The organism is Parabacteroides provencensis (assembly GCF_900232875.1).
In the GTDB taxonomy this organism is placed as follows: domain Bacteria; phylum Bacteroidota; class Bacteroidia; order Bacteroidales; family Tannerellaceae; genus Parabacteroides; species Parabacteroides chinchillae.
Map to the genome: position 1 here is coordinate 1,451,609 of NZ_LT960488.1, position 16,265 is coordinate 1,467,873.

At 40.4% G+C, this 16,265-nt stretch carries 11 protein-coding genes; 9 read left to right on the forward strand and 2 right to left on the reverse strand.

The window, feature by feature from the left end:
- Position 1 precedes the first annotated feature (1 nt).
- Positions 2–1,051 (reverse strand): M20 family metallo-hydrolase, encoded by a 1,050-nt coding sequence (locus CTY47_RS06400; RefSeq protein ID WP_099464103.1) that lies wholly within the window; start codon positions 1,049–1,051, stop codon positions 2–4.
- 4 nt (positions 1,052–1,055) lie between these two features.
- Positions 1,056–1,991, reverse strand: coding sequence for a riboflavin biosynthesis protein RibF (gene ribF / locus CTY47_RS06405; protein ID WP_099463935.1), 936 nt, complete (start codon positions 1,989–1,991; stop codon positions 1,056–1,058).
- A gap of 135 nt (positions 1,992–2,126) precedes the next feature.
- Between ribF and CTY47_RS06410 the strand changes: the two genes are divergently transcribed.
- From CTY47_RS06410 to CTY47_RS06450, 9 genes are all read left to right on the forward strand, one after another.
- Positions 2,127–2,396 (forward strand): hypothetical protein, encoded by a 270-nt coding sequence (locus CTY47_RS06410; RefSeq protein WP_099463936.1) that lies wholly within the window; start codon positions 2,127–2,129, stop codon positions 2,394–2,396.
- Between the two features lie 342 nt (positions 2,397–2,738).
- The gene (locus tag CTY47_RS06415; protein WP_099463937.1) at positions 2,739–3,962 is read left to right on the forward strand and encodes a 3-phosphoshikimate 1-carboxyvinyltransferase; all 1,224 of its coding nucleotides are present in this window, start codon (positions 2,739–2,741) and stop codon (positions 3,960–3,962) included.
- Positions 3,963–3,975: 13 nt separating this feature from the next.
- Complete coding sequence (locus CTY47_RS06420; RefSeq protein WP_099463938.1) at positions 3,976–4,401, forward strand: phospholipase; 426 nt, start codon at positions 3,976–3,978, stop codon at positions 4,399–4,401.
- Positions 4,402–4,415: 14 nt separating this feature from the next.
- The gene (locus CTY47_RS06425; protein WP_099463939.1) at positions 4,416–5,222 is read left to right on the forward strand and encodes a metal ABC transporter permease; all 807 of its coding nucleotides are present in this window, start codon (positions 4,416–4,418) and stop codon (positions 5,220–5,222) included.
- A gap of 49 nt (positions 5,223–5,271) precedes the next feature.
- The gene (porW, locus tag CTY47_RS06430; RefSeq protein ID WP_099463940.1) at positions 5,272–8,781 is read left to right on the forward strand and encodes a type IX secretion system periplasmic lipoprotein PorW/SprE; all 3,510 of its coding nucleotides are present in this window, start codon (positions 5,272–5,274) and stop codon (positions 8,779–8,781) included.
- 79 nt (positions 8,782–8,860) lie between these two features.
- Positions 8,861–9,466, forward strand: a complete 606-nt coding sequence (locus CTY47_RS06435; protein WP_099463941.1) for an RNA polymerase sigma factor — start codon at positions 8,861–8,863, stop codon at positions 9,464–9,466.
- An 82-nt stretch (positions 9,467–9,548) separates the two neighbouring features.
- Positions 9,549–10,517 carry a FecR family protein gene (locus tag CTY47_RS06440; RefSeq protein WP_099463942.1) on the forward strand — a complete coding sequence of 323 codons (969 nt, stop codon included), beginning with the start codon at positions 9,549–9,551 and terminating at the stop codon, positions 10,515–10,517.
- 588 nt (positions 10,518–11,105) lie between these two features.
- The gene (locus tag CTY47_RS06445) at positions 11,106–14,585 is read left to right on the forward strand and encodes a TonB-dependent receptor (protein ID WP_233202098.1); all 3,480 of its coding nucleotides are present in this window, start codon (positions 11,106–11,108) and stop codon (positions 14,583–14,585) included.
- A gap of 43 nt (positions 14,586–14,628) precedes the next feature.
- Complete coding sequence (locus tag CTY47_RS06450) at positions 14,629–16,260, forward strand: RagB/SusD family nutrient uptake outer membrane protein (protein WP_099464105.1); 1,632 nt, start codon at positions 14,629–14,631, stop codon at positions 16,258–16,260.
- The last annotated feature ends 5 nt before the right edge of the window (positions 16,261–16,265 follow it).

Sequence of the window (16,265 nt, forward strand, 5' to 3'; positions counted from 1 at the left end):
CCTATAAAGCCAGACCATCCAAAAGTCGGACGTAAGTATCTATTGCTTCCCGTATCTCCATCAATTCAATATACTCGTTTGCGGCATGCGAACGGGCAGAATTACCCGGTCCTATTTTAACGGAAAGAAATGGCATCAACGCCTGGTCGCTCAGTGTGGGAGAGCCAAACGGTTCTTTTCCCATCATAACCGCCCTTTGTACAAACGGATGATCTAAAGGCGTACGTGTAGAGTTCAAACGGAAACTACGGGCGTTTACCGTGCACGACACTTGCTCTTTTATTAACTCAAAAGCTTTTTCATTCGGATAGAACTCGTTTGTCCGTACATCTACCGTAAACTCACAACGGTCGGGCACTACATTATGTTGCGTACCGGCATGAATGATAGTCACGCTCATCTTTACCGGACCCAGGAAATCGCTCTTTTCGGGAAACTGATATGTATTGAACCATCCAATATCTTTCATGGCAAGCGTAATGGCATTAATGCCTTCATTACGTGCCGCATGCCCCGCCTTACCTGTACTAACACAGTCCAGTACCATCAACCCCTTTTCGGCTACCGCCGGTTGCATACCTGTAGGTTCGCCAACAATAGCAAAAGCTACGGGAGGAAGTTCTGCCAATACGCTTTCCAATCCGTTTTTCCCGGAAACTTCTTCTTCACAAGATGCAAGAAAGATCAGATTATACGGTTGCTCTTTACAGCACAACGTACGGAAGGCGGCATACAAAGACACCACACTTGCCCCGGCATCGTTGCTGCCTAAACCATACAGTTTATCTTCGTCGTCCACCTCAGGAGCGAACGGATCTTTTGTCCAGCCCGAAGCCGGCTTTACCGTATCTATATGGGAATTCAACAATACAGTAGGTTTACCCGGATCGAAATTATTACCGATGATCCATAAATTATTACCCTTACGGCAGACTTTATCGCCATCTTTTGCCCATTTCTGTTGCAGAAAGTCGGCAACCTCTGTTTCTTCCCGGCTGAAAGACGGGCGGGAAATCATTCCTTTTAACGTATCTATTGCATCGTAAAACATGCCGCTACTCATTTTCATCCATTAATAACTGCTTTACCGTTACCCGGTCTACCTCCAATTGTTCCTTTAAGGCTTCCAAAGATTCGAATTTCTCATCACCGCGTACAAACCGGATAAAAGAAACAATTATCTCATCGTTATATATATCGCCTGAGAAGTCGAAAATGTTTACTTCAAGAGTTATGTTCGTCCCATTATTCAAAGTAGGACGGCTACCGATATACAGCATACCTTCATAACGGAAACCTTTCAGATAAACATAAACAGCATATACGCCAATGCCAGGCAGTACCTTAAACGGTTCGTCCGACTCTATATTGGCTGTGGGAAACCCTAAAGTACGGCCTACCTTATAGCCACTCACAATATGCCCTTTTATCTGATAGGGATAAGTGAGCAAATAAGCTGCATCTTCTACATTGCCCTGTTCTATCAAATGCCGTATTTCCGACGAACTAACCGCCGTACGGCCGGCATCGTAAACCGTAGCCTGAATAACTTCTATACCGCATTCCTTACCATAAATAACATATTGTCCGAATCCATCCGTACGATCGTGTCCGAAACGATGATCGTAACCTATCAACAATGTATTGACATGCAATCGGCGGGCAAGTACTTTGTGGATAAATTCGGAAGCCGACAGGCGCGAAAGTTCAACTGTAAAGTCTAACACAATGCAATAATCAACTCCGGTAGTCTCCAACTGCTCCAGTTTTTCTTCAAAAGAATTCAGAAGCTTCGGCTGGTAATCTGAATGAAGCACAGCTCTCGGATGATCGGCAAAAGTAATTACGGCAGAAGGCAAGCCTTTTAACCGTGCCACCTGTTTCATTTCTTCTATCAGGAAACGATGTCCACGGTGAACCCCGTCAAAAAAACCGATTGTGGCAACCAAAGCCTGTCCCTTCAGTATTTCAAAATCTTTAACAACAACCATTCATCTATTACATTATCGTTACAACCAAGGGACAAACTTACATAAAATGTAAATATTAACAGGAAGCTTTAAAAGAAAAGTTTATCAAAACTCTTTGTTATACCCGATGTTATATGATAAAAGGAGTAAATTACTATGAACGTTTGCAGAGTTGAAGATTATAAACAATTAATATTGTCGTACGATTCCTGTTTCAGTACATTTTATCCGGATCTGAACTTCTATTGTGATGATGAAATCTTCGCCGTTAAAGGAATTATCCGGAAATATACAGACATTTCCGGCGTAGATTTAAACATGGACTATTTCATTATTGCTATGAAAAAAGAGTATCTCATCTACTTACCCATATCGGAAACAGCAAAATATCAAATCAAAAACAACAACAGTCAGTTTAAAAACTAATTTACTGTATTCCTTACTATGGTATTGGCTAAATTTCCCCTCATGACTTTTTATATCAAAGACACTATACTTTTATTCTTTTGACCTGGGTCAAAATTAATTTTGCCTAAGGTAAAAATCAATTATTAGCTAGATAGAAATTAATTTTCAGCAGTGACAAAAGTATAAATCCACTTGTACTTTTTACTAAATTATACCTTCTTTCATACCAGAGAAAGCCGAGTTCACTGACAGACATCAGAAGTAGTTGTATAACAACGAATAAGCGAAATACTATCCGGCCGGCAAATCATATATCAATTTAATTCCGTATTTTTGTATCTTGATTAATGAGGAAATAAGATGAATTACCAGATTAAAGCACCGGAGGCCAGACTTCAATCCTCCATACAGCTTCCCGCTTCTAAAAGCATCAGCAACAGAGCTTTGATTCTGAATGCTTTAAGCTATAGTCCATACGATATACAAAATCTTTCCGACTGCGATGATACGGAAGTGATGATAAAGGCGCTTAACTCCAATGAGAGCAACTTTGACATCAAAGCTGCCGGAACAGCTATGCGCTTCCTCACGGCTTTTCTCTCAAAGGTTGTTGGCGAGTGGACAATCACCGGGACGGAACGGATGAAAAACCGCCCCATTAAAATACTGGTGGACGCACTAAATTCTTTAGGGGCAAGGATAGAATATATGGAAAAAGAGGGATACCCACCCTTGCGGATATTCGGGAGTGCACTGCAAGGCGGCGAAATCTCATTAGCCGGCGGAGTAAGTTCGCAATATATATCGGCCTTGCTGATGATAGCACCTTTGATGGAAAACGGTTTGGTATTGCATCTGGAAGGTAATATCATTTCGCGTCCCTATATAAACCTTACCCTTAAATTAATGGAGCAATTCGGTGTAAAAGCCGATTGGAACGGGCAGACAATAAAAGTACTTCCGCAAGAATACAAACCGGTACACTTTACTGTCGAATCCGATTGGAGCGCTGCTTCATACTGGTACGAGATCATGGCACTCTGTCCGAATGCGGAAATAGAACTGCTGAGATTATTCAAAAACAGCCTGCAAGGCGACTCAGCCGTAGCCAAACTGTTTGCACAACTGGGAGTAGGAACTACTTTTACGAACAAAGGCATTCTTTTACGCCACAACGGAAACGTTTGTAAGAAACTGGTACATGATTTCATAAATGAACCCGATCTGGCACAAACTTTTGTAGTAACCTGTGTGTTCCTTAATATACCTTTCCGTTTCACCGGATTGCAATCTCTGAAAATAAAAGAGACAGACCGGATAGAAGCCCTGAAGGTGGAATTAAAAAAACTAGGCTATATACTTACGGACAGCAATAACAGTATACTTGAGTGGAACGGAGAAAGATGCGAACCCGAAAGTAACCCGATCATAGCAACATACGAAGATCACCGTATGGCGATGGCTTTTGCACCGGTAGCGCTGCTTCGACCTGTTTGTATAGCTAATCCGGAGGTAGTAAGCAAGAGTTATCCTTTGTACTGGAAAGATTTGGAACAGGCAGGATTTAGAATTACCGAAGATTAAGATTGAACGAAACATGTGGTACTTAATTATATTCATCAGCGTAGTATTTCTTGGAACCATAGCGGCCATTGCCAGCTATTTCAGGAATAAGAAACTACAAAGAATGCTCGAACGGGGTGAAATTACCGAAATACCGGAATCCCAGGAAATACCAGAAGTATGTTGCGGGCAACATGAAACATGCGAACGCGACAGTCTGTTGGCGGCGGTAAGCAAAAAAATAGATTATTACGACGACGAAGAATTGGATCAATATATCGGAACAGAACCGGATGAATACAGTGATGAAGCAGTTAATGAATTCCGGGAAATACTATACACCCTGCAGGAGATTGAAGTGGCAGGCTGGCTACGGAGCTTGCAATTGAGAGGCGTCCAACTGCCGGATGCTTTGAAAGACGAAGCATTCTTAATTGTGGGAGAAAGAAGAACCCACTAACCGGAGGACTGACAATGGAATTATTTCAATACACCTTTTTTCAAAACGCTCTTACAGGCAGTTTACTGACAGCTATAGTTTGCGGCATTGTAGGCACTTATATCGTATCACGCCGTCTGGTATTTATAAGCGGAGGTATCACGCATGCCTCATTCGGAGGACTCGGACTAGGTTTTTACCTGGGTATGAATCCGATCCTTATGGCAATGGTATTTTCCATACTTTCAGCATTTGGTGTAGAATGGGTGAGCAAAACACAAAACGTACGCGAAGATTCGGCCATTGCCGGCGTATGGTCTTTAGGAATGGCATTAGGGGTTATCTTCATTTTCCTTACACCGGGATATGCTCCCAACCTGTCGGCCTATCTTTTTGGAAACATACTGACGATTTCGATGACCGACATTTTTTTAATAACTATCCTGGCAGTTATGCTGGTGATTGTGTTCCTGCTATTTTTCCATGAGATCATGTATGTGGCATTTGACAACGACTTTGCCATAACGCAGCGTCTGCCGGTAAAAGCAATAGAATATACCATGATGTTTTTTATCGCCGTAACGATTGTCCTCTCCATCCGTCTGGTTGGAATCATGTTATTAATGAGCCTGCTTACTTTGCCTCAGATAACAGTAAATCTGATAACTTCGGATTTTAAAAAGATAATTTGGGGAAGTATTCTGGTAGGCTTTACGGGATGTGTAGCAGGCCTGATATTATCTTATTTCCTGAATGTTCCGTCGGGCGCATTCATTATCCTAGTATTGGTTGTATTGTTTTTAATTACAAAAGGCATTTTATTCTTCCTGCACAGACAATAAATAAAGAATAACAGAGTTTAATAATAGAATAAGAAGCGCAGGCTGATACGTGAAGAAAGGTTTCTACTATATAATAATACCGTTGTTTATATCCATACTCTGGTCTTGCAGTACAAAAAAGAATACCAGAGCAAACCGTTTTTACCATTCCCTCAACACAAGATACAACATCTACTTTAACGGCAGAACCTCCTTCGACGAAGCCTTAAAAGCCCTGCAAGATGGTTACAAGGAGAATTATTCGGAGATGATTCTTATGTACCCTATCAGCGCCCAACCCAAAGATAAACAAACAACAGGAGGCCCTTTCGACCGGGCTATCGAAAAGAGTAACAAGGGCATAAAGCTTCATTCTATCAAAGCCAAACCGCCCAAGAAACCGGGATGGAGAAACAACCCTAAACAAAGGGCATGGCAAGAGCAAGAAGAATATAATCCGTTCCTCAAGAAATGTTGGCTGATGATGGGACAAGCCCAATTCTATAATGCAGACTTTTTGCAGGCGTCCGCCACTTTCTCATACATTGTCCGTCATTACGCTCAGGACGAAGAGGTTGTTGCCGAAGCACGCCTATGGCAGGCACGTTGCTATTCGGAAATGGGTTGGTTTTACGAATCGGAAGATATTTTGGGAAAACTGAATGCAAACGGTATTCCCAAGAAAGAACTAAACAGATACGCTGCTGTTTATGCAGACTATCTCATCAAGAATAATCAGTATGAAGATGCCATTCCTTACCTTAAAACAGCAATAAAAGCCGAAAAGAACCGCCGGCAAAAGACACGTATGAAATATCTGCTGGGACAATTATATGCCAACCAGTCCCTGGATGGCCTTGCCTACAATGCCTTCGGCAGTGTAATTAAGGCCAATCCTCCGTATGAATTGGAGTTTGCAGCACGTATCCGGCAGACAGAAGTTTTTACAGGCAGCAATTACCTGAAGGTGATAAAGATGCTGCAACGTATGGCAAAAAGCCAGAAAAACAAAGACTATCTGGATCAGATTTATTATGCACTTGGCAATGTATATCTGAGCCGTGAAGACACAACTAACGCTATCATCAATTATCAACAAGGTATTGACAAAAGTACCCTGAACGGTATTGACAAGGCTATTTGCCAGATAAAACTGGGCGATATCTACTTCAAACAACACGACTACGTTAAAGCCCAGCCTTGTTTTAGCGGTGCTATGGCCGGTATACAGAAAGAATACAAAGATTATCCGCGTGTAGCCAAACTATCGGCAGTATTAGACGAACTGGTTGTACATATAGAAGCCGTACATTTACAGGACAGTCTGCAAACACTAGCCAAAATGCCGGAGACAGAACGTTTCGCTGTTATCGATAAAATAATAGAAAAGGTCAAAAAAGAGGAAGAGGAGGCAAAAGCGCTTGCAGAAAAAGAAGCTTATCTGGCAGAACAACAATCAAAAGGCACAGGCATAGACCGGCCGGGAACAGAAACCGGAGGGATTGTTTTACCGACAACAGCAGGTGGTTCGGCATTTTATTTCTATAATCCTCAAACGGTTGCCCAAGGAAAGACCCAATTCCAGAGGAAATGGGGACGAAGAACATTGGAAGATGACTGGAGAAGACGAAAAAAGGCTCTTTCCACTTTCAATGAAAACATGAATGAAGAAAATGCAACCAATCCAAACGATTCTACCCAATTGACAGGGCCTGACGGTACGCCGTTTAATCCGGAAGAAGCCGGGGAACCGGTTGTTGCATCGGACGACCCGAAAACGCGGGAATTTTATCTTCAACAGCTCCCGTTTACACAAGAAGACGTAGATGCTTCTAATCTGATTATTGCAGACGGCTTATACAATATGGCTATGATCTATAAAGATAAATTGGAAAATATACCTCTATCGGTAAAAGCCTTTGAAGAATTAGAACGCCGTTTCCCCCAAAACGGCCATAGCCTGGAAAGTTTTTATCAAATTTACCTGATGGCTCTCCGGGCAAACAACAGTACTTTAGCAGCAGAATATAAATCGAAATTGATTGCAAAGTTCCCGAAAAGCGACTATGCCATAGCTATTGCCGATCCTAACTACGAATACAACATTCGCATGATGGATACGATACAAGATTCTATTTATCAGTACACATACAACAGGTATCTGGCCGAAGACACTATAGCCGTGCGTAAAAATTATGAGAAAATGTCTCAGAAATATCCTTTGGCAAACCTGATGCCTAAATTCATGTTCTTAGACGCTTTATCATACGTACAGGCCGGTGATGCGGAAGGATTTAAACATGCGTTAAGGGCTTTAGTAGAGAAATACCCGGATGCAGACGTTACGGAGCTGGCAGGAGAAATGCTGAAAGGCGTATTGCGTGGCCGTACTATGGTTCAAGGCGGAATAAAAGGTATGACGTGGAACTTACGTTTCGGCGTTGGCGACGACGGAACATTATCTGCAGCAGATTCCGCACGTACTTTCACTAACGAAACGATGACTCCATACCGGATGCTGTTAGTGTATCCTACAGGATCATTGGATAAGAATCAATTATTATTTGCCGTTGCAGCCTACAACTTTGCCAACTTCATGGTAAAAGAATTTGACTTGAATATAGAAGAAACTGGCCCTATCAGCATGTTAATGATTCGCGGCTTCATCAATTTCGATGAAATTCTTCAATATTATAAAATGATATACGGCAAAGACGGTTATGGCAACGCCCTGAATAAGGAAGTAGCCATATTGCCTATCTCGGACGACAATTACGAGACATTAATGCGTGGTAAAACACTGGACGAATATGTCTCTTTCTTTGAAGAAAACTTTGGAGATAAAGCTCCGGAATTAGTAGCCCGCTGGAAAGCCCGCATCGAGGCTGCCGAAGAAGAACAAAGCAAGCCTGAGGAAGAAAAAGAAGAACCTATAACAAACGAACAACCTGTAGAAACAATACTGCCGGCCGATACAGCAAAGCAAAACATACAAACAGAAAAACAACCAGTGTTGCAACAGCCTGTAACGGAAGTAAAAGACACGGTTATACCTGTGACAGAAGTTACTGTTCCGGATAACAAAGAGCAAAAAGACTCTGTTTCCATTATACAAGCACCTGCCGAAGATCATGGATTGACATTAAAAGATATAGAAGAAATACGTAAGCGCGAGGCTGCCGAAGAAGAACAGCGGAAAGAAGAAGCACGCAAAGCTTTTGAAGAAGAGCAAAAGGCTCAGAAAGAACTTCAGGCCCAAAAAGAAAAGGAACGTGAAGAACTTCTGAAAAAACAAAAGGCCGAAGAAGAAGCTTTACTGAAAGCAAAAGCCGAGCAAGAAAAACAGTTGGAACGTGACCGGAAAGAAAAGGCGAAACAAGCCGAAGCGGACAAAAAAGCGAAACTGAAAGCACGTGAAGAATTGCGTAAAGAAAAAGAACGCGCATACAAAGAGCGTCTGAAACAGAAAGAGAAAGAACGCAAAGAAAAAGAACGTGAATATAAGGAGAAATTAAAAGCGAAAGAAAAAGCACGTAGAGAAGCTTTAAAAGCGAAAGAAGCCGCGGCACGTAAACGTTAAGCCATTCATTAAATGCAAAATATTGGTTTGTCCACCCAAAAATAATATATTTGCAAAATAATGAATTGTACGAACGAAGATGACGGATGTATTATCATTAGTTGAAAGAATCAAAAATAGCGACCAACAAGCTTTTAATGAACTATACAAGTTGCATTATGTTTCTTTACGTTCTTACGCAATTCTATTAGTAGGTGAAGACGAAGCCGAAGATTTAGTACAGGATGTATTCATCAACATTTGGTTACATAAAGACGGACTTGATAATACACAGTCCATCCGTGGTTATTTACTACGTTCTGTCTACAATTCCGCATTAAATATATTAAAGAAGAAAAGCCGCTCCGATAATTATTGCTCTATCCATGAAAAAGAAATCGAAATGATAGGATATAGCTATTATGATCCGGACGCTAATGATGTGATCCGGAAATTATATAATAAAGAACTACATTCGGATATACATACTGCAATAGAAAGTTTACCTAGCAGATGTAAGGAAGTATTTTCTTTAAGTTATCTACAAGATATGCCTAGTAAAGAAATCAGTCAGATGCTCGGCATTTCCTTAAGCACGGTTGAAAACCATATATATTCGGCACTCAAGCAGTTACGGGAAAAGCTTATACAATATAAAATAAGTCCAATCCTTCTACTGCTACTTTATATTGTATCAAAAAAATAAAAAAATAATTTTCTAATAGGTGTTTTTATTATGACAATTGTATTTATTATGAATTGGATTTAGAATTGGATTTAGAATCGGAATGGACGAAACAACTATATATAGGTATTTATCTGGTTTAGCTACGGATAACGAACAAAAAGCAATCCTGGAATGGATAAAAACTTCACCAGAAAACCAAGCTGCATTTTTTGATATAAAAGCAGTTTGGAATTCAAAGCATGTATTAAACAAAACAGAATATAACATAGATTATTCTTTAAAACTATTAAACCAACGTATTAATAAAATTGCATCCTCGACCAAAGAAAAAAAGCTTTTTACTATTTTAAAATACTGTGCTGGGGTTGCCGCTGCAATTTTATTATTAGCAGTTTCACTTCCTTTCCTGATTAAAAGCCCTTCTGCAGAAAAAACAAGTCCGGTCCGTGTCTACACGAACCATTCAAACGAAAACTCTATAAAAACCTTTTTTCTGGCTGATGGAACCGTCGTTTGGTTAGGAAGCAATTCTACCTTAACATGCCCTACCACTTTTGAAGGATCAACCAGAGAGGTACATCTTACAGGTGAAGCGTTCTTTGAAGTAACAAAAGATCCGGATCATCCGTTTATCGTCAAAGCTGGAGAAAACGAAATTAAAGTTTTAGGAACATCGTTCAGTGTATTTTCCCGCGAAGAGGATAATACTTTTGAGACCATTCTAATGAATGGCTCCATCCGGTTAGACAACAGACATGGAGAAAAGTTAGCAATACTTCGTCCGGGACAGCAGGCACGATATTCAAAAGCGAACAAATCCGTAGAAATAAATGAAGTAGATGCGAATGCTTTAACTTCGTGGAGATTTGGTCTGATTTCATTAACAAATGTCAGTATTTCCGAAATTCTTCGTTGTATTGAAGAAACATATAATGTAAATATAAAAATGGATATACGGTTTCTGGAAAATCGCATATACAACTTTTCTTTTAAACGTTCCAAAGGAGCACAAGAAGCATTGGATCAACTATCATATATTACTAAAATAAAAGCGGAAATCCTTCCTTAACCGATCTGCCAAATATAAATATTATATAATTCCAAAAAAAAAGAGTTTTCACTAGGTAGTTTCTATCTGCTAATTGTATATATAAGTATCAGATAGAAAAACCATGTGACCATAAAACACACAAGCATTCCATCTGAAATAGTTTTGTAATATTTTATTCATGTTTAGTTAATCCTCTTTCATGCTGAAAGAATTAAAAAAATAACGAAATTTGCGGCGATATTAACAAATACATATAGATTCGCAAAAGTTCATAAAGAACTGTGCATTTCATTAATTAGTCTATGCGCTAAAAGGGGTTTGATATTTAAAATTAAGGACCTTTCAGAATAAAGGAAGAGCCGGACATGAAGAATTATTGTCACCTATTAACAATTAAGAAAGTAGATGAAGAGTTCAAAGTGTTAAAAACAAAAGAAAAAAAACGGAGTTCTTTATGAACTAAGGTTTAAAAATTTCTATAAATGCAAGCTAAACTAATTAATATAATGATAGCCTATGTGATGTAAATCTATGCTTACTTAAATGCAACTATGAATATTTTGTAAGAAAGTATGTATGTTAATCTTAAAAAAAACAGCAAAAAGTATGAAGAAAAGATTTTATGATTTTATCTCTATGAAACGGTTATGCGTAGGGATTTCATTGTGCTGTGCTGTTGCAGGTGCCCAGGCAACTCCAACATCCAGTGCATTTGAGCAACGGTTCAACGTTGAGATTTCACTCAACAACGCCACTCTAAAGAACGTAGTAAACGCTTTAAAAAAACAAACAGACGTTGTCTTCTCTTATGACACATCTCTAGAGTCTTTACATGTTAACAATGTATCTCTAAAAGCAGAAAACGAAGCCATTGAAGCGATTCTGGACCAAGCATTCCGTGGAACAGGAGTCAAGTACAAAATTGAAGATCGTATTGTAACTCTCTATTCCGGATCAGAGAAGTCCTCTGTAAAAACAAATTCTACACAGCAAAAAACAAAAAAAGTTTCCGGTATCATAAAAGATGCAACTGGCGAACCCATCATCGGTGCTAACATTGTTGTAAAAGGTACTACAACCGGAGTCATTACCGGGCTTGATGGAGATTTCACTTTGGAAGTTCCTGAAAACGCCATATTAGAGATTAGCTATATCGGTTATTTAACACAGAATATTCCGGTAAGCGGTAAAAATTCATTCAACATCATTTTAACAGAAGATACTCAAAAGCTGGATGAGGTTGTTGTATTGGGCTATGGAGCAGGACAACGCAAACAAGATTTGTCTGCTTCTGTAGGCGTTTTGAGCAATACGGAAGACCTGGTTATCCGCCCTGTTAGCTCCACGGAAGGCATGTTGCAAGGACAACTGGCGGGTGTTACTGTTCAGTCTAATGGTGGAGACCCAACAACAGCCCCTTCTATCGTAATACGTGGACAAGGTTCGCAAAACGGAGATAACGTACTTTGGGTTGTTGACGGCGTTCCCGGAGCCCCTATCGCTTCCATGAATGATATCGAATCCATTGTTGTATTAAAGGATGCTGCCTCTGCTGCAATTTATGGTGCCCAATCCGGTGCCGGCGGTGTAATTCTGGTAACTACCAAAAAAGCAAAAGAAGGTGCAACGTCTTTGACTTATGACGCCACATTCGGTATCCGTAAAGCAAGCAATGTAATTAAACCGTTAAATGCGGAGGAACAGTTGGAAATGCGTACATTATCTTTTAAGAATGCCAGACTTTCATTGCCTACAGGATGGGACCCTGTTAAAAACCCATGGATTGCAACGACTCGTACCAACTGGATGGACGAAATTTTCCGTACTGCATTTTACCAGCGCCACAACGTAGCCCTGAATGTTGGTTCCGAAAATGCTTCAAACCGTGTTTCATTTGCTTACGACAATGACGAAGGTGTATTGATCAATACGTTCAACAAAAATCTTTCGCTACGCTATAATGGTAAATTCAAACTAAATAAATGGGTAACCATCAGCGAAGATCTTGTTTGGAAAAACAATGAAAATCGTACGAAAGATACAGAAAGCGCTTATACCGGCGTTGTTTTGGCTGCCATGTATATGCCTGCAAGTGCTACAGTTTACAATCCATTAGATGGAACTTACGGTGGTACAACAACCGAAGATCCTGCTTATATAGAAAAATATGGCTCCAACTTTGCCGATATCCATGGTGACGCTGTCAATCCGGTTCGTTTATTGAAAGCAGAAAACAGATACAACAGAACCAGTGATATCTGGAGCACCACCAGCTTGGAAATAGCGAACATTGTTACAGGACTAAAATTCGTAAGCCGTTTCACTTACAATTTAAAAAATAATCTTTACAAAAATTTCAGTCCGATCCGTGACGAAGTAGGTAAACCTGCTTTATCAAACAGCTTGGACGAAACGACTTATCGTATGGATGCTTGGAAAACGGAGAATACCTTAACTTACGACAACACATTCAACGACAAGCATACAGTCGGCGTTTTATTATCTACTACTGCCGACCATTATGGTAAACGCAGTATTGAAATTAATGGCAAAGATTTATCAGACGAATCTCCTTATTTGCAATATTTGTCATATGCCAACTCTATCTCAGCAGTAGATGCTTTGGAAGGACCGGATGCCAACGTATCTTTAATTGCCCGTCTAGCTTATTCGTTTGACGACCGCTACTTCGCAACAGCTTCTTTCCGCCGCGACTATGCAGGCCGTCTGCCTAAAGATAATAACCACGGCGACTTCCCTGCTATAACAGCAGGATGGAAAATATCCAATGAATCTTTCTTCCCGAAGAATGACATCCTTAATCTTTTGAAAGTCCGTGCATCTTGGGGACGTGTTGGTAACCTGGGTTCTATCGGTTACAACTACAAATCGGCACTTCTGGCTAAGACTTCATGGCTGGAACAAGCTCAATACGGTGTGGAATCTAATAAGACTTGGGGTAACTTTGTTTACAATTCCAAAGCATTGAATCCGAACCTGACTTGGGAAACTTCTGAGCAATGGGACTTAGGTCTGGATATTGATATGTTCGATAACCGTTTGAGTATGGCATTCGACTACTTCGATAAACGTACGTTCAACCTGATCCAATCCCAGACGATGAACTGGCCGTCAACTATTGGTATCAATGCCATGTTGGTAAATCAGGGAGAAGTTCGTAACCGAGGCTTCGAAGCCCAGATTAACTGGAATCAGCAAGTAAATAAAAACTGGTCATACTTCGTATCCGGAAACTTTTCATACTTGAAAAACTGGGTTTCCGACATTGGTGTAAAGAACGAAGACGGAACTCCGGGTGTTTGGACCGGAATCACAAAAAATGGCAGCGACTTTGACGGTAGCTTCCGTAACTTACCCTATATGTATCAGACAGCCGAAGGCGAACCTCTAGGTTCTTTCTATCTAATCAAGACCGGCGGTATTTTCCAAAGTGATGCTGAAGCTGCTGCTTATGTAGACAAAGACGGAAAACGTATTCAACCGGATGCTAAAGCAGGAGATTTGAAATTTATCGATTTCAATGGAGATGGTGTAATCAACGACAAAGACCGTCAGTATTGCGGAAGCGCAACACCTAAAACAACCTTCTCTTTCTCCGGAGGATTCACTTATAAGAAACTTTCTGTCAGTGCAATGTTCCAAGGCGTAGGTGGCGCACAAACATTATACGTAGGTAAATATATGGCTTTAAGTGATGTGGAAGGTAACTTCAACCGTTCGCAGGAGATCATGAATGCATGGAGCCCCTCTAATACAGGATCAGACATTCCTCGTTTGTCAAAAAACGACCCGAACAGCAACTTCAGCACTCCGTCTGACTGGTATTTGGAAAATTCCTCTTATCTACGTCTGAAAAACTTCACTGTATCTTATAATCTGGACGATGTTATCCGCAAATGCTCTCATTTGAAAGATCGTAAGAGCCTAATGACAGTTTACTTTAGTGGGGAAAATCTGTTCACGATTACCAACTATTCAGGTATGGACCCTGAATGCGGAGGCTGGGATGCTCTAAAATATCCGGTTTCACGTGTATTCTCTGTAGGTGTAAAATTGACTTACTAATCTGCTATTTTAAATCATGTTTAAATTAACAAAGTATCATAAGATGAAAAAATATATTACTGTATTAGCTTTGTCTGCATTGGTTTGTAGTTCTTGTAGTGATTTCCTCGATGTTCAGTCGGAAGGAGATGCAACTACAGATTCCTATTTTCTGAATGACCAGCAGGCAATAGATGCCATTGACGGATTATATGAAAGATTCCATCAGGAAGGTTGTTACGGCCGTGAATTATTTTGGGAACAAGGTGCTGCCTGCGATATCGTATGGGGACGTACACGTGGTTACAACACTTTAGCAACTCTTGCCTATACAGGAGACGAATCTCCTCTACGAGATGTTTTCAACCGTATGTATTCTACAATATCCCGCGCGAACTGGGTAATTCAGGAATTGGTAAAAAAAGAAAAAGGCACAACTTTGACCGCTATTGAAAAACGCAGTTTGGGTGAAGCTTATTTTAATCGCGGTTGGGCACATTTTCTGATGGCTTATCGTTATGGCACAAATGAGCAAGGCGTACCCTTCATTCGTTATGAAGATTTTGCAGGTGGTTATGACAACTCCATTCCTACTCAGCAAGCCACAGTCATGGATAATTATAAAATGATTATCGAGGATATGGATAAAGCGATCTCTTACCTTCCCAAATTTGAAGAATATGATGTAGACAACAGAGGTCGTGCACATCAGGCAGCTGCCGTTGCTTTCAAAGCAAAGACATATGCTTACTGGGCTACCTGGGATGAAACACAATGGAAAAATGTAATTGAAATGGTCAACCTGTTAGAAACGAACTATAATCGTGACTTGGCAAAATCTTTTGCAGAACCATTCTCCTCAGACTTCTCAGATTATTGGAATGCCGAATATCTTTGGACTATCCCAAGTATTGGTGGTGCACAACCGGGTGGTTCCGAATTTCCCGGTGTAATTCTAGAAAATAAAGGCTGGGGTAAATACAACGGTTGGGGACAAATAAAACCGTCTTACGACATTTATGAAGAAATGCTAAAAGACGGAAAAGGCAATGATCGTTTAGTTCGTTCTATATTGGAATACAATCAGGAATTCCCATACTTTGGAGAACCGCGTAAATTCTGGTCTACTTCCGATCTTGAAGCTGGTTTTATGGTCAACAAATACATGGATCCGTTCAAATATTCAGATCCTGTAGGTGAAGGCGCAATAAGTGCTAACGGCGACTGGCCGACAGTACGCGTAAACTTCCCGATTATCCGTTTCGCAGAAATGCTATTGTTCCGTGCCGAAGCTTATTTAATGACCGGTCAGGCTGACAAAGCAACTGCTGATATCAACCGTATACGTCTGCGTTCTAACCTGCAGCCGCTTTCCGGCACCGCAACAATGAAAGATCTGTATCACGAACGTCGTTGCGAATTAGCATTCGAGTTCACAGATCACTTGTTTGACCTGAAACGTTGGCACCGTTCTGCCAACTCAGAAATCAAAGCTTTGGCACAAAAAGAGTTGAATGCACATCCACGTATTCGTAAATATGAAGATCGTGCTAATCCGGAATCTCCATTTACAATCGCTCCGTACGAAGATTACTTAAGCAAGAATACATATCAGGATTATATGATTGTATTCCCTTATCCGAGCGAACAGATTACCAAATCTAATGGTAAGTTAGTACAAAACAAAGGTTATTAATCTAC